Source organism: Flavobacterium zhairuonense (genome assembly GCF_004352915.1).
In the GTDB taxonomy this organism is placed as follows: domain Bacteria; phylum Bacteroidota; class Bacteroidia; order Flavobacteriales; family Flavobacteriaceae; genus Flavobacterium; species Flavobacterium zhairuonense.
The window spans coordinates 232042-257097 of record NZ_SJSY01000076.1 but is presented as its reverse complement, the minus strand read 5'-3'; the positions used below and the strand labels follow the sequence as shown (position 1 = coordinate 257097).

Sequence of the window (25056 nt, the reverse complement as noted above, 5' to 3'; positions counted from 1 at the left end):
AGGGCAGTTGATCCTCAATTGCCCTTTATTTTCTATTAACCTTAAAACTATGCAAGATGAATCCATTTAGTATATTAATCAATTATGTAATTGCCAACAGCAGAGCGAGTTTCTATAATGTTTCAGGAAATCAGGAAATTACGAATACAGCACTTTTAGCGGGGGCAGTTTCTGAAAATCCATTGCTGAACTATTTAATTATAGAAAACAAGGCTAAAATTGAAGGTGATAAATTTGTTGCTAATAAAGCAAATGAAGAAAGAGATGTTATTCCTGGTACGGGAACAACTACTTCAAATGCAGCAGGAAACACTTCTGACGAAACAAAAGGGACAGCAACTACAGATAGTACTTCTGTTAATGTTGTAACCTTACAAAGTTTAGAAACGAAGATTTTAGAAAACACATCAAATTTGCAAAATCAAATCGCGGCAATTTCAGAAAATAACAAAGGCGAAGTTGAAAGATTTATCGCCGAAAAATTAAATCCAAAAATTGAAGCTTTAGAGAAGAGTAATACTGATATAAATATTGCTATTCAGGAAATTAAAAGCAGATTAGAAGCAATCTCTAAACCAGAATCAGTTTCAGGAACTTCTACAATTTCCGACCAAAAACCACCTGTTAAAAATGTAAAAAGATGAAAACCGCTGTCACTCATGAAGAAACCCTTCGATTAGATAAAATCGAAGAAAACACGACCCAAATTTTAAAGAAAATAAACTCAATTCGCCCAAGCTTTTATGCGAAAAATCTAAAATTCTCAAAAAAAGCCGAAGAAGAAAAGACAAAGTTGTTTAAGGAATTGATTCCGAAAAAGATTTTTTCAATTGAAAAAACACTGGAATTATTGAAAAAGGTTTCAGAAGATCCTGATTTTTCAAAACTTGAACAAAAAGATCAAGATTTCATTCAAGCCTTAAAAAGTATTGATCTTGAAAACAGCGAATATGTAAATGAAATTAACAGCTTTGTAGCTCAAGATAATGATTTGGATGTTGTTTTCAGTTCTATGACCGAAGAAATGCTGTACTTCAATTTTCTAAATTCAGAACTTTTTTCCATTGATAGTAAGTTAATTACAATTCGTTTGCACCACTAAATTTAACATTATGGATCCGAGACTCAAAGTTATTTTATATGGAAATCCAGATGAAGAATTGTCGCTTTTAATGCGTTTAGAAAAAGAAAACGAATATCCTGATAATTGTAAAATCATTTCAGAATTTGGGAAGATTGTGAGTATTAGAACTCATCGACGTTTTTTATGCCAAATTTACCAAAGTAAAAAGGTAAAAAGCTTAAAAGCGGCAATGGTTGTTCCTGCTAATGATTCTGTTGAACATGCTCCTGAAACACAAATTCTGGATAAAAAAAATGATGTTTTAGATGGTGCTGTTTCAAATGTTGTATTCGGAATTATTGATTTTGGTTTCGATTTTACCCATCCGGATTTTATAAGTAATGGAAAAACCCGTTTCGAGAAAATTTGGGTACAATCTGATCGATATGACGGCAATAAGTATGGATATGGAAGAATTATTACAAAAGCGCAAATAAACGAAGCTTTGTTAGATGAATTTCCGTTTAAAAAACTAGGTTATCATCCAGGGAAATCAGATTTGTTTGGTAATGGAACACATGGAACACATGTACTCGGAATTGCCTGTGGCAACGGCTCAGTTGCGCCCAAAAGTTTCGCTCCAAATGTGCCAATAATAGCAGTTGATATGGGAACTAATCTTGTTAATGGATCTAATTTATCATTAGGCGATTCAGTAAAAGGTGCTGAAGGTTTGTGTTTGATTACGAATGAAGCTGGTGAAAGACCTTTGGTAATTAATATGAGTTTGGGTGGTCATGGGGATGCACATATGGGAAAAACGTTATTTGAACAAATCATCGATCATATTGTGACAACACGAAAAGGAACTGCTATTGTGCAAAGTACAGGAAATTATCATCAGTCAAATGCGCACACTTACGGAGATATCAAAGAAAATCAGAAGGTCAAAATTCCATGGATGTTTAAAAAACACGATCGGACTCCAAATGAAATGGAAATTTGGTATCATGGAGACGATATTTTAAGCGTGGATATATATGATGATAATATGAAACTCTTGCTTTCTTCAAAACCTTTTAAAGATGAAATAATTTTAAAAGAAAATGATGAAGTCGGAATTTGCCTGCATAGAAGCAACGAACCTAATACAGGAAAAAATCAAATCAATATTTTGGTTAACGGCAAACTGGATTCGAAATTTTGGACGATAGAATTGGTGGGCAGAACTGTAAAAAACGGACGTTATCATTGTTATATTGAGCGTGATGATGGTGGACAGTCTATTTTTTTGCCTGCAATTGCAAATAAAACCCATACTACAAATTCAATTTGCAATTCAAAATACAGTATTGTTGTTGGAGCTTATAATCAAAATGATGACTCAAAACCTATTTTGTCTTTCAGCAGTTCTGGCCCAACAGCAGATGGACGCATGAAGCCTGAGCTTGTTGCGCCTGGTTTTAAAATTAAGTCATCATGTTCTTCTTCAAGCAGAGAAAACAGAGCTTCAAATAAACTGACTTCTAAAAGTGGCAGCAGTATGGCGGCGCCTTATGTGGCTTCTTTAGTAATGAAAATTCTAGAAAAAGAGCCACATCTTGATATTGTTTCAATACGAAAAAAACTTTTCAGCGCTTGTGATACCGCTTCATTTAAGGAGAATAATTTCGAGATTTTTAGAGCTGGACACGGCTATATCAATCCGAATAAAATAATATAAACATGGAATATTATGGAAAATTTAATTTCAAATCCCTCAGTTGTAAATCAAAATCCTCCTGTAGTAAGTGCACTTGTAAACAGTGTAGGGTTAAATGCAGTAAACAATAGATCTGACGTACTACTAATACAAAATTATTTAAAAGCATTAGGTTATCCCGTGCAAACCAGCGGGAGTATAGTAAATAATCAAACGGATAGCACCATTATCTCTATTCTTAACTTTCAGGCGAATAGAAGCATTCAGGTCACTGGGAACATTAATCCGGGTGATGTGACTTATAATGCCCTGAAACAATTGAATAGCGTAAATACTTCGCTGGTTGAATCGGAAGACGAATCCCTGCATCAGCCGTTCTTAACAAATTCATTTTTATTTAGAAGAAATGCCGGAAACGCAAATACATTGAATGTTATTTTTGAAGGAGATTCATGGCTGGATTATCCGGTTCCGACTATTCTGGATTTATACGATACAATTACAGACCGAAATCAAAGATTGAATTTGAATTGTCTGCATTTAGCAAAATTTGGAGAAACAACTTCACAAATGTATGCCGACAGAGCTCATTTTGTCCAATATGTAAGCGGTTATCGCATTGACCGAATTTATTTTAGCGGAGGCGGAAACGATGTTTTTCCGCAGTTGGGCAGAATAGTAAATGCGGGTGTAACTTCTTTCGATCCAAGCTTTTTTACTGATCAAGAGAAGTTGACAGAACTCAGAAGTTTGTCTGGAGATGCGTTGTATCAAAAATGTATTTTCTATAAAAGATTTCTAAATACAAATACTTTTGATCGTGCTCTGTTTAATTCGGTTAATTTGAATTCAATTTTCAGTACAATTATGCGAAATTATCTGAGTTTTGGAAATATTGTAAATACATACGCAACGCCAAATACTTTTTTTTATATGCATACTTACGATTATCCATTATTTAAGCTTGGTGTAAGACCTTCAATTGTAGGCGTCGATTTGCCTCTGGGTCCTTGGATAAAACCGGTTTTTGATCGTTTGGGCATTGCCGATGAAATTTTAAGATCGTATATCATTATTCGTTTATTAGACAAATTTTATGCTCTATTGTGTCAAATCAAGAATCATTTCAGTTATTACGGATATAGCTTTCAAAGCAGGATTATTGATTACCGCGGACTTTTAAATTCTTCAGAATATTGGCGAGATGAAATTCATCCAAACTCGGCAGGAGCGAGGAGATTGTCAACGAGAGTCAATTTTTAATAAAAAAACCTAGCCGTTAAGCTAGGTTTTTCATTGAAAATTATTTTGTTATCTTAAACTTGCACCAAGCTCCGTTTCGAAAGTTTGTTGCAATTTCGACATGATTTTGTCGATTTGAGCATCTGTAAGCGTTTTTGTATTATCCTGAATGGTAAAACTCAAAGCATACGATTTTTTGCCTTCCGGAAGTTTGTTTCCTTCATAAACATCAAACAAGTTGATATCTTTTAAAAGTGATTTCTCAGTTTGTTTTGCCAAATTGAAAATGCTTTCGTATGTCGTACTTTGGTCAATCAATAACGCCAAATCTCTTCGTACTTCAGGATACTTAGGGATTTCTGTGTATTTAATTTTTCCAGTAATGATTTTCAAAACTAAATCCCAATTGAAATCAGCATAATACACATCTTGTTTGATTCCGAAGTGTTTTAATATGGATTTTTTAACTACTCCCATTTCAACCAAAGTATCATTGTTGTAGCAAATTGCAGTTCCTTCTGAAAAAATATCAGATTGAACTGGCGCATTCGAAATTTTGTCAATACCTAAACGAGCCAAAACTGCTTTTACATATCCCTTCAATAAAAAGAAATCAGTTGTTTTTTGAGGATTTGTCCAACTTTCTTTGTTTCTGTTTCCAGAAATCAATAAAGTCAAATGTTTGTGCTCTTCGTAGCCAGTCAAATATTTATGATATGATTTTCCGAATTCAAATAACTTTAAATCCGAATTTTTTCTATTGATGTTATAAGAAATAGCTTCTAATCCAGAAAACAATAAAGATTGACGCATTGTTGATAAATCACTGCTCAAAGGATTCAACATCGTTACGTTGTGCTCTTCTTTTAATGAAGTCGAAAGTTTTGCATATGCCGCTGTTGTCAAAGAGTTTGCCATCATTTCATGGAATCCTTGTGAATTCAACTGAGAGGCGATTACATTTTGTACTTTATAATCTTCTGTTCTTGGTGAGTTTGCTACAGTTGCATTGAATTTTTTAGAAAAATTAATGTTGTTGTAGCCGTAAACACGCAGAATTTCTTCAATAACATCAATTTCACGTTGCACATCAACACGGTAAGCAGGAATTGTCAATCCTAAACCAGAATCAGAAACGCTGTTTACTTTGATATCTAAAGAAACTAATATTTTTTTGATCGTATCTTTTGGAATTTCCTGCCCAATGATTTTATAAACGTGGCTGAAATTCAATAGAACAGAAAAATCTTCTACTTTTTTAGGATAAACTTCCACAACATCAGAAGTTATTTTTCCACCAGCAACTTCCTGAATTAAAAGTGCGGCACGTTTCAAAGCATATTCTGTAATTGTTGGATCAATTCCTCTTTCAAATCTAAAAGAAGCATCAGTGTTTAATTGATGTCTTTTAGCCGTTTTACGAACGCTAACAGCATCAAAATAAGCACTTTCTAAAAAGATTGTAGTTGTTCCGTCAGTAACACCAGATTTTTTTCCTCCAAAAACACCCGCAATACACAATGGGCCTTTTTCATCACAAATCATCAAATCTTCTTTGTGTAATGTTCTTTCAACATCATCAAGAGTAACAAATTTTGTTCCTTCTGGTAATGTTTTTACGATTACTTTTCCGTTGATTTTTGCAGCGTCAAATGCATGTAGCGGTTGTCCTAATTCGTGTAAAACATAATTAGTAACATCGACAATATTATTTTTTGGAGTTAATCCAATAGCTTTTAATCGATCTTGAAGCCATGCTGGCGATTCTTGAACTGTAATTCCAGAAATCGTCACACCGCAATATCTTGGAGCTAAATGCGAATCTTCAACATTAACATCGATTTTTAGTGTACGCATGTCCACTCTAAAATTGCTTACAGATGGCGTAATTAATTCAACGTTTACACCACGTTGCAACATTCCAGCTCTTAAATCACGAGCTGTACCGAAATGGCTCATTGCATCGGCACGGTTTGGAGTCAAACCAATTTCGAAAACTTCGTCATTTGTAATTTTGAAAACTTCTGCAGCTGGAGTCCCAGGAACTAACGCCTCATCTAGAACCATAATTCCGTCGTGGCCTGTACCTAATCCTAATTCATCTTCGGCACAAATCATTCCATGGCTTTCCTGTCCGCGAATTTTTCCTTTTTTTATAGTAAATTCAGCACCATCTTTATCGTATAAAATTGTTCCAATAGTTGCAACTGGAACTTTTTGTCCTGCAGCAACATTTGAGGCGCCACAAACAATTTGTACAGGAGCTTCTTGACCAATATTTACAGTTGTTACTTTCAATCGGTCTGCGTCAGGATGTTTTTCGCAAGTAAGTACATGCCCCATAACAACTCCTTCTAAACCACCTTTTATAGATTGGTATTTTTCTACAACTTCAACTTCCAGACCTAAATCAGTAAGAAGTTCTGATGTTTGTTCTGAAGTCCAGTCGGTTTTAATAAATTGTTTTAACCAGTTGTAAGATATTTTCATGTTAGTTTGATTATTCTTGTATAAGGATACAAATATAAGGATTGCGGATTGGAGAAAGAAAAAAAATATTTGGTTTTTTAACCCAAATTTGAGGCGTTTGTCGGAATTTAAAAGTAATAAACAATTTTTCATAAAAGACGAATGTCTTTTATGAAATTTTCAAACGGCTTTAATATTGAAGATTTAAATCAACTCTTCAACATGTCTTTTAATGTTTTCAGATATTTTTTTGATTGGCAAATCATTTTCATCATCGCCAAAAGGATCTTCAATTTCTTCGGCAATTAACTCCAAACTTGCCAAAACATAAAAGATAAAAACAACAACAGGAACTACATAATAACCCAAACTCAAGGAATATCCAAAAGGCAAAGTCATAATGTAAAAGAAAATGAATTTTTTTATAAAAGCACTGTAAGAGTAGGGAATGGGTGTGTTTTTAATGCGTTCGCAGGCACCGCAAATATCTGTAAAAGCTACTAATTCGGCATTTAAGATGATAAGTTGATCTCCAGTTATCTTTTTTGCCTCATATAAAGCATTGATTTTATTGTACATCATTTGCTTTACTTGATTCGGTTTGTGTTTATGATGATCCAATTCTAAATCAACATCTTCAAAAAGCTGTTTCGCAGTTTCGGAGTTGTTCAAATGTTTGTATAAGATGGAAGCATAGCCAGGAATAAACTTTCTGAAAAACTTTCGGTCATTTTCATCTTTTAAAATAGCCGAAAGTTTTATCGCAAAGTTACGGCTGTTGTTGACTAATCCGCCCCAAAGTTTTCGGGCTTCCCACCAGCGGTCGTATGCAGTATTTGTTCTGAAAACCAATAAAAGTGAAATCACAAAACCTAATATTCCGTGCATTACAGGAATATTTTTAAGATAATGGTTTTCATCAATTCCGAAATAAATCACTTCTACATATCCTACAATCGCAGCATAAATGCCAATCCCAATCATTACAGGGAATAATTGCCTAATGGTATCTGATTTATGAAAATGAAAGATAAAAGTAAACCACTCTTTTGTATTGTATGCGATCATCTATATTTGTTTTGTTAAAACAAATTTAAATTAAAAATTAATATTTCCGGCTAATTCTCTCAAGGCAATTTCAGATAATTTTGCTTGATATTGAGCATTGCTGTAACGTACTTTTGCATTAACATAATTTAACTGCGCTGTTCTGAAATCAAGCGTTGTAATAGTTCCGATTCTAAATTTATCTAACGTAATATCTAAGTTTTGTTTGGCAATTGTAACGTTATCTTCTTCTAAATCAATTAATCCCAAATTTGTTTGGTAAGTTTGAAATGCGGTGCTCAACTGTGTATCCAAAATCATATTTTGCTGATCAATAGCAATTTGAGAATTTTCAATTTCCATTTGTGCTACTTTTTCATTTCGGTGCTGATTCAAACCATCAAATATGTTCAATCTTGCGTTAAAACCGTAATTAAAACCTTTTGAAGACGATTGACTAGTAAAACCCAAACTGGACTGATTTTCTGAAAAATTATAACCAGACGTAAGGTTTACAACTGGATAGCGATCTGCTTTTATTTGCTTTAATTGAAGTTCAGCAATTCGTTTATTGATAATTTGAGCTTCAACAGCTGGATTTTGTTTATGCGCTAAATCAGATAATTCAGCTAAATTCATTGCGTTATCAACAGTAACTAAATCGGTAACAGTGAAATCGATTTTAGGATCGCGTGCTAAATATTGGTTCAGCAAAATTTTTGCATTAGCGTAGGTTTCTTTTTGTCTTAACAAAGCAACCTGATCTGAATTTAAATCAACCTGAGCATTTAAAACTTCTAATTTTGAAGCTTTTCCAATACTGAAACGGTTTTGTGCCAATGTCAATCTCTGCTTTGAAATTACGATTGTTGTGTCTAAAGCAGCCAATTGATGTTGTTGCTGTACAAGATCATAATAAGCTGAATTCACTTGGACAATTTTGATCAAAACCGTTCTTCTTAATTCAGAATCACCTAGTTTTTGAAGCTCTTTTAATTGATCAAGACGTGCAAACATTTTCATTCCATCAAAAACAGTCCAGTTCAGGCCAACTCCATAACTTAACGTATTGTTTTTGGCATTATTTAATGAAGTTGTTGTTCCGTCCTGACGTGTTTGTGATGAATTTGTAACACTGTTATTGTCGTTTACTGTAGCTGCAACGGTTGGAAGTAATCCCGCATTTCCAATCGTAACATTGGTTTCGCTTATTTTTGAATTGTTCTTAGCAATTCTAATTTCAAAATTGTTTTCTAAAGCGATTTTTGTAGCATCTTCAATAGTCAAAACTCCTTGAGCGCTTGTTTTTGCAAGGCACAAAAAGATGATTAGTAAAGTGCTGTATATATTCTTAATATTCATATTTATATTCTTTTGCCAGAAAATCATGAATTCTGCAAGAAGCAAAATTCATGATTTTGGGTACTATTTTATACTTTCTTTTTCGTATTCATCAATATGATCGAACTCAGGATAATGTTTTCTAGCTTTTGACCACATTAAATAAATTGCCGGAATTACAAAAAGTGTCAAAGCAAGAGAGAAAATTGTTCCTCCAACGATTACAACTCCCATCCCAATTCTACTTGTTGAAGCTGCTCCAAGTGACATTGCAATTGGCAAAGCTCCTAATGCAATGGCTAAACTCGTCATTAAAATTGGACGAAGGCGCGCTTCTGAGGCTTCTAAAATAGCTTCCAATTTTGGTTTTCCTTGTTCTCGAAGCTGATTGGCAAATTCGACAATCAAAATACCATTCTTCGTTACTAATCCGATAAGCATTACGGTTCCAATCTGACTAAAAATATTCCATGTTTGATTGAATAACCAAAGTGAGAACAACGCTCCAGCAACCGCCATTGGCACTGTTAAAATAATAATGAATGGATCAATAAAACTCTCAAATTGTGCCGCCAAAATCAAGAAGATTAAAAGCAAAGCCAAACCAAATGCAAATGAAGTATTTGAGCTACTTTCTACGAAATCTCTTGATTCTCCCGCTAAATCGGTTGTGAAAGTTTCGTCTAGAACTTTAGCTTTGATTCGGTTCATTTCTTCAATTCCGTCACCCATACTTTTTCCTGGTGCTAAACCTGCAGAAACAGTAGCCGACATGTATCTGTTATTGTGATACAATTGTGGAGGATTACTTTGTTCTTCGACATTCACAACGTTATCCATTTGAATTAATTCTCCTTTATTATTTTTGACAAACATCGAAGTCAAATCCAATGGTTTAGAACGGTCTTTTTGATCAAATTGACCAATAACTTGATATTGTTTTCCATTTTTGATAAAATATCCAAAACGTTGTCCGCTTAAAGAAAGTTGTAATGTTTGTGCAATATCTAAGATCGAAATCCCCAAACTTTCAGCCTTTTCACGATTGATGCTTACGTTGATTTCTGGTTTGTTGAATTTCAAGTTCACATCTGTTGTTGAGAAAACGTCGCTTTTTCCAACTTCTTCCATAAACAATGGAATTTTTTCTCTCAATTTTTCAAAATTTGGAGCTTGAATAATGTACTGAATTGGCAAACCTCCACGTCTGTTTACAGCAATTGTAGGCTGTTGAATAACGGCAGTTTTAGCTTCAGGATATTTTTTTGTCCATTTTGTCAATTTATCAGCGATATCTTTTTGAGATGTTTTTCTTTCGTCTGGTTCTTTTAGTGAAAGTCTGATAAAACCAGTATTTGTTGCCGAAGCTCCAAAACCTGGCGCAGTGATTACCAAACTCACTTTTTTCTCTGGAATCGAATCATCAACCAATCTTGAGATTTCCTGCATAAAACGGTCAGTATATTCATAAGATGAACCTTCAGGAGTTGTCATACGCATAGTTACTGAACTTCTGTCGTCAAGGGGAGCAGTTTCTTTTGGAAGAATGGTGAAGAACAAATAAATCAATCCGAAACACGCAATAAGAATAGGGAAGCTGATCCATTTTTTATCCATAAATTTTGAAAGCGATTCAGCATAACTGCTGTTCATTTTTTCAAAAAACGGCTCTGTTTTAATATAGAATTTTGATTTTTTCTGTTCGCCACCTTTCATTAAATAGGCGTTCAACATTGGCGTAAGCGTAAGTGATACAAATGCAGAAATCAATACTGCAGCACCAATCACGACACCAAATTCTCTAAAGAGTCGTCCTACGAAACCTTCTAAGAAAATTACTGGTAAAAATACCGCTGCAAGGGTAACAGAAATCGAAATTACCGCATAAAAAATCTCATTTGAACCTTTAATTGCAGCTTCAATTGGTGACATTCCTTCTTCAACTTTTTTGAAAATATTTTCGGTTACCACAATACCATCATCCACAACTAAACCGGTCGCAAGTACGATCGCTAATAAAGTCAAAACGTTGATTGAAAATCCAAAAAGCCACATGATGAAAAATGTAGCAATCAAGGAAACCGGAATATCAATTAAAGGTCTGAAAGCAATTGCCCAGTCTCTAAAGAATAAATAGATAATAATGATTACCAGAACAATCGAAATTCCTAAAGTTTCGGCAACTTCCATTACTGATTTTTTTACGAAAATAGTATTATCAAGTGCAATATTCAGTTTGATGTCTTTTGGAAGATCCTTTTTTAAAGCTTCATATTTTTTATAAAATTCCGCTGAAATATCTAAATAATTCGCTCCTGGCATTGGCACAATTGCCAAACCGATCATTGGCAAACCAGACTGGCTCAGTTTTGTTTCGATATTTTCTGGACCAAGTTCTGCGCCACCAATATCGCTGAAACGAACAATTTTATCTCCGTCAGTACGGATGATGATATTGTTGAATTCTTCAGGTTTTGAAAGGTTTCCAATAGTTTTTACAGTAAGTTCTGTATTGTTACCAGTTAGTTTTCCTGATGGAAGCTCTACGTTTTGCGAATTTAAGGCCGTACGGACTTCAGCGACTGTGCAGCCATAGGCAGCAAGTTTAGCAGGATCAATCCATAAGCGCATTGCATAACGTTTTTGCCCCCAAATTTGAACGCCACTCACGCCAGGAATCGTTTCTAAACGCTGTGAAATAACATTTTCAGCATAATCACTCAATTCAAGCGAATTTCGGCTGTCACTTTGAACCGTCATTGAAATGATGGCATCGCTATCAGCATCAGCTTTTGATACAACTGGCGGTGCATCAATATCTTGAGGCAAACTTCTGATGGCTTGTGAAACTTTGTCACGGACATCATTTGCTGCTTCTTCTAAATCTTTATCTAAATTAAACTCAATTGTAATATTACTGCTTCCTTGATTACTAGATGAAGTAATATTTCTGATTCCATCGATAGCATTTACTGCTTTTTCAAGCGGTTCTGTAATTTGCGATTCGATAATATCTGAATTGGCTCCGGTATAGTTTGTTCTGATCGAAACCTGCGCCGGGTCAATTGAAGGGAATTCACGAACACCCAAAAATGTATAACCAATGAAACCGAATAAAATAATCAAAAGATTCAGTACAATCGTTAAAACGGGTCTTCTTATACTTGTGGTTGATAAACTCATATCTGATTTATGATTTTAGATTTTAGATTTTAGATTTCAGATTTCAGATTTATTGCTAAATCTTACTGACATCTTTAAATCTATATTTAAGTCTTGCGACTTTTGACTTTATGACTTTAAGACTATTTTATTTTAACTTTTATTGGTGCATCATTTTTAAGTGACATCACACCACTTGTAACAAGTGTGTCACCAGCTTTCAATCCAGATAAAATTAAAATAGAGGCATCGGTACGAGTTGTCGCTTCAACCATAACTTCTTTGGCTTTGCCCATATCAGCGATATATACTTTTTTCCCGCTTTGAACAGGAACGATAGCTTCAGATGGAACGACAATTGCATCTTTAATAATATTAAGAGGAAGTTTTACATCTGCAAAAGTTCCAGGGAAAAGTTTTCCGTCAGTATTATCGGCAATAGCTCTAATTTGTAAAGTTCTTGTTGCAACGGCAACTTCGGGTTCTATAGCGTAGATTTTTGCATTGTAGGTTTTGTCTGAACCAGAAACTGTAAAATCAATGTTTGAACCATTGTTTACTTGTGTAGCATATTTTTCAGGAATTGAAAAAGTGATTTTTACTTTGCCCGTATTGACTAATTTCGCGACCAAAATGGTAGGAGTGATGTATGTTCCTGGTGAAATAGAACGTAAACCAATTTTTCCTGAAAAAGGAGCTTTTACAGAGGTTTTTGAAATCTGGGCTTTAATTAATTGTGTTTGCGCTTTTGCAGAAGCATAATCAGCATTTGCTACATCAAATTCTTCTTGGCTTATAGCTTCTTTTTGAAGTAATAATTTTGCTCTTCTTTCATTTTCAGCGGCCAAACCTTCTCTAGTTTGCGCTTGACGCAATTGTGCTCTCAATTCAATATCGTTAACTTTAAAAAGTACTTGACCTTTACTTACGTAACTTCCTTCGTTAAAATAAATTCCTTCAACGATTCCAGAAACTTCGCTTCTGATTTCTATTTGCTCATTAGCTTCAATTGATCCTGATAAAGATAAATTATTATCAAAAGTGGCTGTTTTTACAACAATTCCAGTAACTGTTGTTGGTTTGTCTTTGTCGCCAGATTTTTTTGATTCATCATTTTTGCTTTTGTTGGATACTATTCTATACGTAATAAATCCTCCTAAAACAATAATTATCAGGGCGTAAATTAGGTTTTTTACTTTCATAAAATTAAAGTGATATGTTTTTTTGGGTTTTTGTTTTTGTAGCTAACAAATTTAACTTTTTGATACGAAAACGAAAGAGCTTATCCTTTATTTAACATTTGTATGTACAAGTTTTTGCATTGCCGATTTGTTTGGACTATTTTTCTTTACAATGGTTTAATGTGGAAAGAAAAAAAAACTCGATTTTGATGAAAATAATTACGGACTCGTAAAATTCTGTAAAATTTTAAAAAGTAAAAGTAGGTTTTTATTTATAAAAAACGTAAAAATACGCGTTTTAAAACTAGGAAAAAGATTACGTTGCTTTTTTTAGAATGCATTTTAGCTCAATTATTTTGCGCTTTATCGATTTTATTTGTAACATTGATAGGGTTAAACAAAACAATGGCATTTTTGATTGTATTTTGCCATTTTTTTGTTTCGTTATTGATAAATGTAGGTTTTTTTATTTGTTTTTGATTTTATTTTTTACCTTATCAAAGTTTAAAATTAACAAGTGTTTATATTTTTTAAATCAAAATCTATTTATTTATGATGAGAAAACTACTCCTTGGCTTATGGTTTTGTTTGCTTCTTGCTGCCATTTCGGTTTTGTTTTGGAAAAATGAATTTCAGTACAGTCTTCCAACCCCCATTCCTAAGGATTATCATGCGGTTGCAATGGGAAGCAAGATTGATTTGAAATGTTGCACAATGAATCAAAAACCTGTTTTCATTCACTTTTTTAATCCGGAATGCCCATGTTCCCGTTTTAACATTCCTCATGTTGCTGAATTGATAAAAAAATATGGAGATCGTGTTAACTTTAAAATTGTCGTTATAAACAATGAAAAAAGTGTCACTATTGGGGAAATTCAGCAAAAATTTGATGCCAAAATTCCGGTTTATTTTGATCAATCAATTGCAAAAAACTGCGGTGTCTTTTCAACACCACAAGCAGCACTGATCGACAGTTCGCAAAAGCTTTATTTTAGAGGGAATTACAATAAAACAAGATATTGTACGGATGCTGAGACGAATTATGCCCAACAGGCTATAGAAATGTTGCTGAAAAAGACAAATGCCCCATCATTTGATGCTTTGGCTTTGACAGCTTATGGATGTTCATTACCAAAATGCACTAAATAAATCTAACCCCTAAATTACCTAAATTTATGAAAAAGAAAGCTAGTTTGAATGAGCAGGATTACCTGCGTAGTTTTATGTCGACAATGACAGAAAAATCGGATACAATTATCAATTATGTTCTTGCCCTTTATTTTCTTCTCGGAATTGCGTTATCTTTTAAATATGACACGTGGGAAATCGGAGCAGGCGTAGGAACGCTGAATTTGCTGGCTTATTATTCAGCTAAATTATTTGTCAAAAATTCTAAATTTTACCAATATGTACTTTCAGTAGTGTTGGCAATTTTTATGGCTCAGTATATTTATCAAATGCATGGTTTATTTGAAATGCATTTTACTGTATTTGTGGCCAGTACAATTTTGATTATTTATCAAAATTGGAAACTTCAAATTCCGCTTACACTTTTAGTAATCATACATCATGGAGCTTTGGCTTATCTTCAAAATTATGTTTACAACGATGCAAATGGATTGCAAGTTTATTTTTCGCAAGTAAATTTTGATCTTGAAACTTTCTTGGTTCACGTGGTATTGGCTGGCGCAGTATTTTTCATGAACGGATACTGGGCTTATTATTTTAAAACGCATAGTCAAAATCACATTACTAAAATTTCTGATGAATATGAATTGGAGAACATCAAATTGGCTTCTGCAAAATTCAGTTCAATGTCTGAGACAAAAGAGTACAATGACTTTATCCATAAAACGACTTTAGATTTGAAAATGCCGGTAAGTTCTGTTTTAAAACTGATTGATGTTTCAAAAGGGCATACTGATAACGATCAGCTCTTGAATTATCTTGATTTGATGAAGGAAAGCGCCAAAAAAATTGATGATCTTGTAAATGATATTCATTTTAAATCAGTCACTGGCAAAACAAATTCAAATCAATAATTAAACTTTATTAAAATAACCGCTTTAATTGAATTTAATGCAATAGTACACGCACCAAACTTAAACACATATTAATTTTAAATGCAGAATTTATGGATATTAGAATCCCCCGTCCAAATCCATCAGACCGAGAAGTTGATTGGAACAAGAATAAAGTATTACTCAGTAAAACAGACACAAAAGGAACTATTTTATACGCCAATGAAGATTTTATAGATGTTTCAGGCTATGATGAATATGAATTAATAGGACAACCTCATAATATTATTCGCCATCCTGACATGCCTAAAGTAATTTTCAAGTTTTTATGGGACAGTATTAAATCGAGTAGAAATATTCATGTGATCATTAAAAACATGTCAAAAACGGGAAGGTACTATTGGGTAATCACTGACTTTAAAATTATAGCCGATTCAAATGGAGAAATAGTAGGTTATTTTGGAACAAGAAAATCGGTTCGTGAAGATATTATAAGCAAATTTATTGAGCCTTTGTACAATAAGCTTTTGCATATTGAGGAAGCCAGCGGTATGTTAGCTTCAGAAGAATATTTAGTTGGTTTTTTAGAAGAACGCAAAAAAACTTATATGGAATATATTGATCATCTTGTTGCGACCGGAAAAGATTGCAAAATTAAAGTAAGTAAAGGTTTGTTTGGAAGTCTTTTTGAAAAGAAAGATAATCCGAAGAAATAGTCCATAATTAAAAAAATGCTTCGCTGTATCAATCAAAAGAATCACTATTAATTTGTCCCCCAACAAATCTAATCACCTAGATAATTTTAAGTTTGATATAGCGGAGTGTTTTTGTTTCAAGTTTCAAGTTTCACGTCAATGAAGTCTTTGTCACTTTGTATCTTTGTCCCTTTGTCCCTAAAACTAACTAATATAATTCCAGATATTTTTCTTTTTGGTCAATTCAATAAAAACAGCTTTTAAAACCGAATGTTCTGGTTTTTGAAGTGCGCTGTCTTCTTTTAAAATTTTCATGGCATAATTTCTCGCCAAAGATAAAATTTCTCGATCTTTTACAATATCAGCAATTTGAAGATTTAAAACACCGCTTTGTTGTGTTCCCATTAAATCACCTGGACCACGAAGCTTTAAGTCAACTTCGGCAATTTCAAAACCATCATTTGTGCCAACCATTGTTTCCATTCTAATTTTGCTGTCGGAACTTAATTTATGGCTGGTCATTAAAATACAATAACTCTGTTCTGCACCACGCCCAACGCGTCCTCTCAATTGATGTAATTGTGAAAGTCCAAAACGTTCTGCGCTTTCAATAATCATAACGCTGGCATTTGGTACATTTACGCCTACTTCAATTACAGTTGTTGCCACCATGATATTGGTTTTTCCTTCAGAAAAGCGTTTCATTTCTGCATCTTTATCTGCAGGTTTCATTTTTCCGTGCAGAATCGAAATCGAATATTGAGGCAAAGGAAAATCTCTTGAAATGCTTTCGTAGCCGTCCATCAAATCTTTGTAATCCATTTTTTCAGATTCCTGAATCAACGGATAAACAATATAAATTTGTCTTCCTTTGGCAATTTCATCACGAAGGAATTTCCAGACTTTTAAACGGTTTGTGTCGTATCTATGAACCGTTTGGATTGGTTTCCTTCCTGGTGGCAATTCATCAATTACAGAAATATCCAAATCGCCATATAAACTCATTGCCAAAGTTCTCGGAATTGGAGTCGCTGTCATAACCAAAACGTGTGGCGGAATATCATTTTTTTTCCACAATTTTGAGCGCTGTTCTACACCAAAACGATGCTGTTCATCAATAATAGATAAGCCTAAGTTTTGGAATTTCACTTTGTCTTCCAACAAAGCATGAGTTCCAATTATAATTTGCAAGCTTCCGTTTTCAAGCTCTTCGTGAATAATTTTTCGTTCAGAAGTCTTTGTTGAGCCGGTTAATATTCGAATATTGATATTTAAAGTATTGGCAAATACCGACAATCCAATAAAATGTTGATTCGCTAAAATCTCGGTTGGCGCCATCAAACAAGCTTGAAAACCGTTGTCAATTGCCAAAAGCATACTCATAAAAGCAACAATTGTTTTTCCAGAACCTACATCACCTTGAAGCAAGCGATTCATTTGGGCATTGCTTCCCATATCGGTGCGGATTTCTTTTAGCACTCTTTTTTGAGCGCCAGTCAAATCAAAAGGCAAATGATTTTGGTAAAATGCATTGAAAAGCTCACCAACTTTGGTAAACGGATGCCCTTTTATTTTATGTTTTCGGATTAAATTTTTAGTAATTAATTGAAGCTGAATAAAAAACAATTCCTCAAATTTTAATCGGAATTGGGCTTTCGCCAAAATTTCAGTGCTTTTAGGAAAATGAATATTGAATAAAGCCGCTCTTTTCGGAATCAATTTTAATTCTTCAATCAAATAAGGAGGAAAAGTTTCGGTAAACAAAGCTTGCGTTTCAATAAACAATTGTTCCATTAATTTATTGATCGTTCTATTCGAAATCCCTCGGTTTGCAAGTGTTTCTGTTGAAGGATAGACAGGTTGCATTGCAGAACGAAGACTTTTTTCGTGTTCGCTTAAAAGTTCAATTTCCGGATGTGCCATACTAAATTGACTTCCGTAAAGAGAGCATTTTCCAAAAATTACTAAAGTCTCATTCAGTTTTAAACTCTCCCTGATCCATTTATGTCCTTGAAACCAATTCAGCTCAATTTGCCCAGTATCATCCACGAAAGTGGCAACCAAACGCTTTTTGTTTTTGGCAAATTCAACGGTTTTGATATTGATGATTTTTCCAATAATTTGAACTTCGGTTCCTGTATTCTGGAGTTCGTTTATCTTGTAATAGCGTGTTCTGTCAATGTATCTATTCGGAAAAAAATTGACTAAATCTCCGTACTTATGAATTCCCAATTCCTTGCGAAGCAACTGGCCACGACTTGGACCAACGCCTTTTAGGTATTCGATAGGAGTTTCAAGAAGATTGTTAGACATTTTTTAGGTTGGCTTAGATTTTAGAAAATAGAACAAAGAATATAGAGCAAAGACAAATTCTATTTTCTTGCTTCTATTTTCTTTTATCTTTTTTGGAAAAGCGAAGATAGATTTTAATTAGGAAATCTGAAAATCTTATGTTTATTGCTTTTTTGATTTTGATAACGTTTTTAAGCTTTCAATATTATCATATTGTTAACTTAATAGCTTGTGGCGCAACTATTTTTATAAAGTTTAGTCTTATTAATAATTAACCTTCAAACTTTAAAGAAATGAAAAAAATTGTACTATTATTTGCTTTCGTTATTACGGTTGTTTCTTGTTCAAACAATGATTCTGACGATGTTGTAGTTTCTGATTATTATGGAAAATGGAATCAATTTGCGGCGGAACCGTATGCAAACGATCCATCTTCGACACAGTTTTCGTATCAATTTAATAAAGATAATACTTTTACAAAAACCCGAAATTACGACAATAAAACTACAATTTTAGCAGGAACTTTTGAAACAAAAACCACCGAAAATGGAACTGTTTTTGTTTTAACATACAAAGAGCAGAATTCACTGATATCAAATTGTACAGGTGGTATAATTGAGAGTTTAACTTTAGATAAACTTGGTCATTTAAATGATAATGCAGCTATGTGTGATCGTAGCTATACATACAAAAAAGCAAAATAAAAACCGTAAGTTTGCTAAACAATTAAAAGTATTCAGTTTTTTAAATTGAATACTTTTTTCTTTTTAAAATACTTTACTATGAAAACTCATTTAGCACTTTTACGCGGAATCAATGTTTCAGGCCATAATATGATGAAAATGGATGCTTTGAAAACCATGCTAGAAAACATCGGATTTCAAAATGTTCGAACTTATCTGCAATCTGGAAATGTATTTGTTGACAGCGAAGAAGATGCAGCGAAAGTAGGTTTCATTATAAAACAGGAAATTTTTAAGGTTTTTGGCCATGAAGTTCCTGTAATTGTCATTGCAAAAGAAGATTTAGAGCTATGTTTTAAAAACAATCCTTTCCTGAAAGAGAAAGATATTGATATAAAAAAGCTTTATGTGGCCTTTGTTTCAATTGCCTTAAAAAAAGAAAGTATAAACGATTTGAAAATCAGTCAGTTTAAGCCAGATGAAGCAAGTATTGATGGTAATAGGATTTTTATTAAATATGCCATTGGAGCGGGAAAAACAAGATTGGAAGGCAAATACATCGAGAAAAAATTGAATGTTATCACAACAATGAGAAACTGGAATACCGTTACGAATCTACTCCAAATGTATGCTGAATAAATTTTAGTCACGAAGCCATTTTTGCATGGCAGGAAATGCAGTTTTATGTTCTTTCTCTGCACGTTCGTTCCCAACACACAATCCCATCCATTCGAGTAAGGGTAAACCGATATAATTTTTGGAGTTAAAATTCGAAATATACCAATCTGAAGAATCTTTGTAGCCATTAGAATGAAATACAAATTCTAATGGCAGTTGTAAATGATGTAAAGCTGCATACGACCATAAAATTGCAGCAATTTCGTCTCCTTGTGTAGGCCAGTCGATAGAAATTTGATTTGTGCCGATTAATTTTCTTTCTGCAGAAGTTGCAACTGCAAGATGCCCTGCTTCGTGCAATATATCGCCAGGGTATAAAAGTTTTTCATAATCAATATAGATACAATCAGGACCTAATTCTAACCCAGGTAAAAAAGTTGAATCCAATTGTTTTTCTATAACATCAATTCCTATTTCGTTCAGGAACTTTAATGCTTTTTTCAATTCAGTATTCTCTTTTAAAATCATCTTAATTAGCTTTATTTATAAAATTAACTTCTCACTTGGCGATCAAATCACAATACCAAAATCCGAAATCGAAAGCAGTTTTGTCGTTTGTGTCACAAGCTTTATTTGAAGAATCATCAGTTTCTGGTTTTTCATATTTGCGATACACGATTTCTCCAATTTCAAAATCTATAGGTTTAGAGAAAATGGGTCCGTCAAAAGCAAAAGTGTGAAATTCTCCGTTTTCGCCACAAACATCAACATTTTCAGGCAAATCATTGATGAAATCTTGGTCTATAATTCGGCCAACAAAACTTTTGTCTAGATATTTTTCATTCACACAAACCACGATAGTTTTAAAACCAAGCGAAATAAATTCCTGAATCAAATCGTGCGACGAAATCTTCCAAATTGGAAAAACACCTTCAAAACCCAATTTTGCCAATTGATCTTCACGATATTTGCGCAGATCTTCTAAAAATATATCACCAAAAACAGAATGTGAAATGCCTTCATTTTTTAGTTCTGCCAATGTTTCAAACATCACATCTTCATAGACTTCCATAGTTGGCATTTCCGGAATTTCCATTGTTTTTAATGGAATTCCAATGCTTTTCGCTTGCGCTTTCAACAGTTCAACACGAACACCGTGCATGGAAATTCGCTGAAATTGTTTATTGACACTCGTCAATAAATATTCGATTTTAAAATCAGGATTTCGAAGAATTTTATAGAGAGAAAGTGCAGAATCTTTTCCGCTGCTCCAATTGAATAAGGCTTTTTTAGGTGTTGACACGATTTGGAATTTTAAATCGTAAACTTACAAATTTCATTCTATTTGTTGATGAAAGGTTTGTAACTTTGGGAATTTGGAATAAATTCAAAATTTTAATGAAATACATTTTTCTCTTCATAACTTCCTTAGCATTTGCCCAACAAACTCAATATGTCGATTTTAAATCGGCTTCGGGACAATTAAAATTGAATGCCAAAGAAAAATCAATTTCGGGTTTTGTTGATTATGATTTTACGGTTTTAAAACCCATAGACACCATAAAGGTTGATGCAAAAAACATGGAATTTTCTAATGTAAAAATCAATAATCACAATGCGGTTTTTGTTAATTCCGGTAAGCAATTGGCAATCGTTTCTAATTTCCAAAAAGGCGAAAATCACTTGACCTTTGAATATACGGCAAAGCCAAAACAAGCTTTGTATTTTGTTGATATTGAAAATAAAGACGTTCAAATCTGGACACAAGGGCAGGGAAGATACACCAGTAATTGGTTTCCGAGTTTTGATGATGTAAATGAAAAAGTAGTTTTTAACTTAGGAATAACTTATGATACGGCTTATCAAGTTGTCTCAAACGGAATTTTAAAAGAAAAAACTCAAAAAGGAAATTCATTTTATTGGCAATATGAAATGGAAAAACCAATGAGTTCTTATGTTTTAATGCTTGCTATTGGGAAATACGACAAAAAGAAATCGGAATCTAAATCTAATATTCCGCTCGAATATTATTTAGAAAATAAAGATGCGTCGCGCTTTGAATCTACTTACCGCTATTCAAAACGTATTTTTGATTTTTTGGAGAAAGAAATCGGCGTAAAATATCCTTGGGGAATTTATAGAGAAATTCCCGTACGAGATTTTTTATATGCCGGAATGGAAAACACAACTTCAACACTTTTTGCGACTAGATATGTTGTTGATTCAGTTGGTTTTGGAGATCGCAATTATACAAATGTCGATGCGCATGAACTAGCACATCATTGGTTTGGGAATTTGATTACAGCGGAAAGCAGCAAACATCATTGGCTTCAGGAAGGCTTTGCTACTTATTATGCAGCTTTAGCTGAACGCGATATTTTTGGTGACGATTATTTTTATTCGAAACTTTATGACACTGCTCAACAAATAAAATTTGCTTCAAGAACCGATTCGATTCCAGTTTTGAATCCAAAAGCTAGTTCGCTTACTTTTTATGAAAAAGGAGCTTGGGCACTTTTTGTTTTGCACGAATCAATTGGCGATAAGGCATTTAAAAAAGCAATAAAAAGTTATCTTAAAAAATACGCGTATCAAACGGTAAACACAGAAGATTTTTTTAGCGAAATCAGAAAAGTATCTAATTTTGATTTGGAAAAATTTCAAAAAACATGGCTGGAATCGACGGTTTTTGATACGTCAACTGCAAATGCGCTATTGAGCAAAAACAAAGCAATTCAGATTCGGTTAGAGGTTGATAAATTGAAAAAAACGCCTTTGGCAGAAAAGAAAGATTTTTTTGCTAAGACTTTGAATTCAGATGTTTATCACTCGATAAAAGAAGCTATTATTGATCAATTGGAAAATGAGAAATATGAAGCAAAGAAAGAATTATTGTTGTTAGCAATGAAAAACAATGATGTTCAGATTCGTCAAACTGTTGCTGAAAGTTTAACCAAAATCCCAGAAGATTTCAGAACTGAATATGAAACTTTGCTAGATGATAAATCCTATCAAACCCAAGAAGTAGCATTATATTGGTTGTGGCGAAATTTTCCGGAACATCGAACAGCATATTTAGACAAATCAAAAGATTGGATTGGTTTTAACGATTATAATCTTCGTACAATGTGGCTTTCGCTGGCATTATCTACGCCAAATTACACTGAAAATCCAGATGAACTTGTTACAGAATTAATTAATTTTTCTTCTACTAAATACGAAGCGACAACCAGACAAAATGCGCTTGAAAAACTGATAGCGTTTAAAATTATCAACGATCAGGTTTTGAGTAACTTAGTTTCGTCGACAACACATCATATGTGGCAGTTTTCAAAATTTGGAAGAGATACAATCAGAATGTTATTAAAAAATTCAGAAATGCGTGCTTCGTTTAACAGAATTTTGCCTAATTTGACCCCCGATGAGCAATTTCAATTAAATCGTTTGCTGAAAGAATAGAAAAAATGAAAGAATCAAGACGAAAGATGAAAGATTTGTCTGTTTATAGATAATCTTTGCCCTTGCTTCTTTGCTCTATTATCTAAAAAAACAAAACCTACAATACCACATATGAAAGCATTAGTTATTTCTGGCGGCGGAAGTAAAGGCGCATTTGCCGGCGGAGTTGCACAATATTTAATTGAAGAAAAAAACCACGAATACGATTTGTTTATAGGGACTTCCACAGGAAGTTTATTAATTCCGCATTTGGCTCTTGGTCACATCAAAAAAATACATTCTGTTTATACTAATGTTACAATGGCAAGTATTTTTAATATCTGTCCTTTTGTAGTTAAAAATAAAGACGGAGTTGATATTGTGACAATTAATCACTTTAATGTTTTGCGTCAATTTTTTAAAGGAAAACGAACTTTTGGAGAAAGCAAAGGATTGAAGAAATACATTCAGAATAATTTCTCGCTTTCAGATTTTAATAAGCTTAAAAAACTTAAAACTGATGTTATTGTTACAGTAACAAATTTCACCAAAAACGAATCAGAATATAAATCGGTTAAAGATTGTACTTATGAGGAATTTATTGAATGGTCTTGGATTTCAAGTAATTATGTGCCGTTTATGAGTTTGGTTGAAAAAAACAATTGCGAGTATGGTGACGGCGGATTCTCCAGTTTAGTTCCAATTCGTGAAGCAATCAATCGCGGTGCCACTGAAATTGATGTTATTATTTTAGAAACTGAGGTAAATACAACTAAAACAGTAATTGGCAAAAATCCATTTTCGTTAATGATCGATTTGTTCCGAATTGCTCTGGATCAGGTTGAAAAACACGATATTGCTATAGGAAAACTTATGGCAAATAATAAAGATGTAAAACTTAATTTATACTACACACCAACAAAACTTACGGACAACGCTCTTATTTTCAATAAAGAAATAATGAAAGAATGGTGGAAGCAAGGTTTTGAATATGCTCAGAATAAATCAGAAGTTATGAGTGATAATAAGATATTGATTTGAGATTGATATGATTATATCTTTTGATTTAGATGATACTTTAATAGCAAAAAACAAATTTGATCTAGAAAAGAATAATTTGTTCCGAAAGTTTTTTGAAATTGAACAAATTAGAAGAGGAACGGTATATTTATTTAAAGAATTAAAGAAGAGAAAACATAAAATCTACATATATACTACTTCTTATAGAAGCGAGTTTAAAATTAGATTAATGTTTTATTCTTATGGTGTTTCTGTTGATTGTATTGTAAATCAGCAAAAACACCAGAAGAAAATAGCTAAAAGAAATATTTATTGTTCGAAGTTTCCTCCGATGTTTAATATTGACCTTCACATAGATGATTCAATTGGAGTAGAAATTGAAGGAAAAAAAAATGGTTTCAAAACTATTATTATTTCCGAAAATGATGAAGATTGGGTTCAGAAAATTTTAAAATCAGTTTAAAATTTAATTTTACCAAAGATCTGCAACTTCATTTTTAATAAAGCTCAAAGCGGCGTTGCTTGGCGATTGTTTTTCTAACAAATCATTCAAAATAACTTCACGTAATTTATCTGCATTTTCCACACGGTCGCTCATTGCAGCTTTACGAATCATTTGTATTGTTGCGTTTTTTGCCGTTGTGATTATTGTCCAGCATTCTTCAGACATATAGATTTGTTGCGTCAAATTGTGCTCGAATTCATTTTCGATTTGGTCAATAAGGAAATTTTCATAATCGTGTTTGTCGTTAGAGATTGGCGCAACTCTAATTAATAATTTCGTCAAATTGATGCGTTCCAAAAATAACGTCATACGCTCATATGCTTGCAAACGTATTGGCAATGATTGCTTCTGGTAGTCTCTATTCAATAAAAAAGCGCGTTTTTTATCATTGTTTTTGATATGCAGTTCAAAAAAACTGTAAGCTACAAATCCGGTTACAATTGCAGGTAAAGTATAACTGGCTAATTCTATAATTCTATTAAAGTCCATTTGGGTAAATTTTTTAGCAAAAATATACTTTTTGATGAGAAATCCATTTTAAATTTTTGGTAATAAACAAAACGGAAAGCCTTACTTT

At 33.2% G+C, this 25056-nt stretch carries 21 protein-coding genes; 12 read left to right on the top strand and 9 right to left on the bottom strand.

The genetic code is table 11. The features are described 5' to 3' along the window. The first annotated feature begins 56 nt into the window (after nucleotides 1-56). The 4 genes from EYY60_RS20205 to EYY60_RS20190 are packed head-to-tail and all read left to right on the top strand — an operon-like array spanning nucleotide 57 to nucleotide 4028. Nucleotides 57-644: a hypothetical protein gene (locus tag EYY60_RS20205; protein ID WP_132991087.1), complete on the top strand. Its 588-nt coding sequence runs from the start codon at nucleotides 57-59 to the stop codon at nucleotides 642-644. Beyond that, nucleotides 641-1102, top strand: a complete 462-nt coding sequence (locus EYY60_RS20200; RefSeq protein ID WP_132991086.1) for a hypothetical protein — start codon at nucleotides 641-643, stop codon at nucleotides 1100-1102. Before EYY60_RS20205 ends, EYY60_RS20200 begins: the two co-directional genes overlap by 4 nt. A gap of 10 nt (nucleotides 1103-1112) precedes the next feature. Next, nucleotides 1113-2786, top strand: a complete 1674-nt coding sequence (locus EYY60_RS20195; RefSeq protein ID WP_132991085.1) for a S8 family serine peptidase — start codon at nucleotides 1113-1115, stop codon at nucleotides 2784-2786. Nucleotides 2787-2798: 12 nt separating this feature from the next. Next, nucleotides 2799-4028, top strand: a complete 1230-nt coding sequence (locus tag EYY60_RS20190; RefSeq protein ID WP_132991084.1) for a peptidoglycan-binding domain-containing protein — start codon at nucleotides 2799-2801, stop codon at nucleotides 4026-4028. A gap of 48 nt (nucleotides 4029-4076) precedes the next feature. Here EYY60_RS20190 and pheT read toward each other — a convergent pair whose 3' ends face one another. The 5 genes from pheT to EYY60_RS20165 form a co-directional block, all read right to left on the bottom strand. Further along, nucleotides 4077-6497 carry a phenylalanine--tRNA ligase subunit beta gene (gene pheT / locus EYY60_RS20185; RefSeq protein WP_132991083.1) on the bottom strand — a complete coding sequence of 807 codons (2421 nt, stop codon included), beginning with the start codon at nucleotides 6495-6497 and terminating at the stop codon, nucleotides 4077-4079. Between the two features lie 183 nt (nucleotides 6498-6680). Further along, the gene (locus EYY60_RS20180) at nucleotides 6681-7544 is read right to left on the bottom strand and encodes a bestrophin family protein (RefSeq protein ID WP_132991082.1); all 864 of its coding nucleotides are present in this window, start codon (nucleotides 7542-7544) and stop codon (nucleotides 6681-6683) included. A gap of 30 nt (nucleotides 7545-7574) precedes the next feature. Then, nucleotides 7575-8885 carry a TolC family protein gene (locus tag EYY60_RS20175; RefSeq protein WP_132991081.1) on the bottom strand — a complete coding sequence of 437 codons (1311 nt, stop codon included), beginning with the start codon at nucleotides 8883-8885 and terminating at the stop codon, nucleotides 7575-7577. A gap of 63 nt (nucleotides 8886-8948) precedes the next feature. Continuing rightward, nucleotides 8949-12047, bottom strand: coding sequence for an efflux RND transporter permease subunit (locus EYY60_RS20170; protein ID WP_132991080.1), 3099 nt, complete (start codon nucleotides 12045-12047; stop codon nucleotides 8949-8951). Nucleotides 12048-12169: 122 nt separating this feature from the next. Continuing rightward, nucleotides 12170-13228 (bottom strand): efflux RND transporter periplasmic adaptor subunit, encoded by a 1059-nt coding sequence (locus EYY60_RS20165; protein WP_132991079.1) that lies wholly within the window; start codon nucleotides 13226-13228, stop codon nucleotides 12170-12172. Between the two features lie 531 nt (nucleotides 13229-13759). Between EYY60_RS20165 and EYY60_RS20160 the strand changes: the two genes are divergently transcribed. The 3 genes from EYY60_RS20160 to EYY60_RS20150 all read left to right on the top strand — a co-directional run bounded on the left by EYY60_RS20160 (nucleotide 13760) and on the right by EYY60_RS20150 (nucleotide 15944). After that, nucleotides 13760-14356: a DUF6436 domain-containing protein gene (locus tag EYY60_RS20160; RefSeq protein ID WP_132991078.1), complete on the top strand. Its 597-nt coding sequence runs from the start codon at nucleotides 13760-13762 to the stop codon at nucleotides 14354-14356. 26 nt (nucleotides 14357-14382) lie between these two features. Further along, on the top strand, nucleotides 14383-15249 hold the full coding sequence (locus EYY60_RS20155) for a hypothetical protein (RefSeq protein ID WP_132991077.1): 867 nt from the start codon (nucleotides 14383-14385) through the stop codon (nucleotides 15247-15249). Between the two features lie 92 nt (nucleotides 15250-15341). Beyond that, nucleotides 15342-15944, top strand: coding sequence for a PAS domain-containing protein (locus EYY60_RS20150; RefSeq protein WP_132991076.1), 603 nt, complete (start codon nucleotides 15342-15344; stop codon nucleotides 15942-15944). A 183-nt stretch (nucleotides 15945-16127) separates the two neighbouring features. Here the strand turns inward: EYY60_RS20150 and recG are convergent, their stop codons facing one another. Further along, nucleotides 16128-18236, bottom strand: coding sequence for an ATP-dependent DNA helicase RecG (gene recG / locus EYY60_RS20145; RefSeq protein ID WP_132991075.1), 2109 nt, complete (start codon nucleotides 18234-18236; stop codon nucleotides 16128-16130). A gap of 272 nt (nucleotides 18237-18508) precedes the next feature. Here recG and EYY60_RS20140 point away from each other — a divergent pair, with 272 nt between their 5' ends. Continuing rightward, nucleotides 18509-18919 carry a hypothetical protein gene (locus EYY60_RS20140; RefSeq protein WP_132991074.1) on the top strand — a complete coding sequence of 137 codons (411 nt, stop codon included), beginning with the start codon at nucleotides 18509-18511 and terminating at the stop codon, nucleotides 18917-18919. Nucleotides 18920-18997: 78 nt separating this feature from the next. After that, nucleotides 18998-19537 carry a DUF1697 domain-containing protein gene (locus tag EYY60_RS20135; RefSeq protein ID WP_132991073.1) on the top strand — a complete coding sequence of 180 codons (540 nt, stop codon included), beginning with the start codon at nucleotides 18998-19000 and terminating at the stop codon, nucleotides 19535-19537. A gap of 3 nt (nucleotides 19538-19540) precedes the next feature. Here the strand turns inward: EYY60_RS20135 and EYY60_RS20130 are convergent, their stop codons facing one another. After that, the gene (locus tag EYY60_RS20130; RefSeq protein WP_132991072.1) at nucleotides 19541-20044 is read right to left on the bottom strand and encodes a hypothetical protein; all 504 of its coding nucleotides are present in this window, start codon (nucleotides 20042-20044) and stop codon (nucleotides 19541-19543) included. Between the two features lie 31 nt (nucleotides 20045-20075). Then, nucleotides 20076-20819 carry a Dph6-related ATP pyrophosphatase gene (locus EYY60_RS20125; protein WP_132991071.1) on the bottom strand — a complete coding sequence of 248 codons (744 nt, stop codon included), beginning with the start codon at nucleotides 20817-20819 and terminating at the stop codon, nucleotides 20076-20078. 95 nt (nucleotides 20820-20914) lie between these two features. Between EYY60_RS20125 and EYY60_RS20120 the strand changes: the two genes are divergently transcribed. The 3 genes from EYY60_RS20120 to EYY60_RS20110 all read left to right on the top strand — a co-directional run bounded on the left by EYY60_RS20120 (nucleotide 20915) and on the right by EYY60_RS20110 (nucleotide 24437). Next, complete coding sequence (locus EYY60_RS20120; RefSeq protein ID WP_132991070.1) at nucleotides 20915-22975, top strand: M1 family metallopeptidase; 2061 nt, start codon at nucleotides 20915-20917, stop codon at nucleotides 22973-22975. Nucleotides 22976-23086: 111 nt separating this feature from the next. Continuing rightward, nucleotides 23087-23995 (top strand): patatin-like phospholipase family protein, encoded by a 909-nt coding sequence (locus EYY60_RS20115; RefSeq protein WP_132991069.1) that lies wholly within the window; start codon nucleotides 23087-23089, stop codon nucleotides 23993-23995. A 7-nt stretch (nucleotides 23996-24002) separates the two neighbouring features. Further along, entirely contained in the window at nucleotides 24003-24437 is a 435-nt protein-coding gene (locus tag EYY60_RS20110; protein ID WP_132991068.1) for a hypothetical protein, read from the top strand. A 9-nt stretch (nucleotides 24438-24446) separates the two neighbouring features. Here the strand turns inward: EYY60_RS20110 and EYY60_RS20105 are convergent, their stop codons facing one another. Further along, the gene (locus EYY60_RS20105; RefSeq protein ID WP_132991067.1) at nucleotides 24447-24968 is read right to left on the bottom strand and encodes a DUF7935 family protein; all 522 of its coding nucleotides are present in this window, start codon (nucleotides 24966-24968) and stop codon (nucleotides 24447-24449) included. Between the last annotated feature and the right edge of the window lie 88 nt (nucleotides 24969-25056).

What these genes read in the sequence shown, in the direction of transcription:
- EYY60_RS20205 (WP_132991087.1), top strand. Translation starts at nt 57, where the DNA reads ATGAATCCATTTAGTATATTAATCAATTATGTAATTGCCAACAGCAGA.
- EYY60_RS20200 (WP_132991086.1), top strand. Translation starts at nt 641, where the DNA reads ATGAAAACCGCTGTCACTCATGAAGAAACCCTTCGATTAGATAAAATC.
- EYY60_RS20195 (WP_132991085.1), top strand. Translation starts at nt 1,113, where the DNA reads ATGGATCCGAGACTCAAAGTTATTTTATATGGAAATCCAGATGAAGAA.
- EYY60_RS20190 (WP_132991084.1), top strand. Translation starts at nt 2,799, where the DNA reads ATGGAAAATTTAATTTCAAATCCCTCAGTTGTAAATCAAAATCCTCCT.
- pheT (WP_132991083.1), bottom strand. Translation starts at nt 6,497, where the DNA reads ATGAAAATATCTTACAACTGGTTAAAACAATTTATTAAAACCGACTGG.
- EYY60_RS20180 (WP_132991082.1), bottom strand. Translation starts at nt 7,544, where the DNA reads ATGATCGCATACAATACAAAAGAGTGGTTTACTTTTATCTTTCATTTT.
- EYY60_RS20175 (WP_132991081.1), bottom strand. Translation starts at nt 8,885, where the DNA reads ATGAATATTAAGAATATATACAGCACTTTACTAATCATCTTTTTGTGC.
- EYY60_RS20170 (WP_132991080.1), bottom strand. Translation starts at nt 12,047, where the DNA reads ATGAGTTTATCAACCACAAGTATAAGAAGACCCGTTTTAACGATTGTA.
- EYY60_RS20165 (WP_132991079.1), bottom strand. Translation starts at nt 13,228, where the DNA reads ATGAAAGTAAAAAACCTAATTTACGCCCTGATAATTATTGTTTTAGGA.
- EYY60_RS20160 (WP_132991078.1), top strand. Translation starts at nt 13,760, where the DNA reads ATGATGAGAAAACTACTCCTTGGCTTATGGTTTTGTTTGCTTCTTGCT.
- EYY60_RS20155 (WP_132991077.1), top strand. Translation starts at nt 14,383, where the DNA reads ATGAAAAAGAAAGCTAGTTTGAATGAGCAGGATTACCTGCGTAGTTTT.
- EYY60_RS20150 (WP_132991076.1), top strand. Translation starts at nt 15,342, where the DNA reads ATGGATATTAGAATCCCCCGTCCAAATCCATCAGACCGAGAAGTTGAT.
- recG (WP_132991075.1), bottom strand. Translation starts at nt 18,236, where the DNA reads ATGTCTAACAATCTTCTTGAAACTCCTATCGAATACCTAAAAGGCGTT.
- EYY60_RS20140 (WP_132991074.1), top strand. Translation starts at nt 18,509, where the DNA reads ATGAAAAAAATTGTACTATTATTTGCTTTCGTTATTACGGTTGTTTCT.
- EYY60_RS20135 (WP_132991073.1), top strand. Translation starts at nt 18,998, where the DNA reads ATGAAAACTCATTTAGCACTTTTACGCGGAATCAATGTTTCAGGCCAT.
- EYY60_RS20130 (WP_132991072.1), bottom strand. Translation starts at nt 20,044, where the DNA reads ATGATTTTAAAAGAGAATACTGAATTGAAAAAAGCATTAAAGTTCCTG.
- EYY60_RS20120 (WP_132991070.1), top strand. Translation starts at nt 20,915, where the DNA reads ATGAAATACATTTTTCTCTTCATAACTTCCTTAGCATTTGCCCAACAA.
- EYY60_RS20115 (WP_132991069.1), top strand. Translation starts at nt 23,087, where the DNA reads ATGAAAGCATTAGTTATTTCTGGCGGCGGAAGTAAAGGCGCATTTGCC.
- EYY60_RS20110 (WP_132991068.1), top strand. Translation starts at nt 24,003, where the DNA reads ATGATTATATCTTTTGATTTAGATGATACTTTAATAGCAAAAAACAAA.
- EYY60_RS20105 (WP_132991067.1), bottom strand. Translation starts at nt 24,968, where the DNA reads ATGGACTTTAATAGAATTATAGAATTAGCCAGTTATACTTTACCTGCA.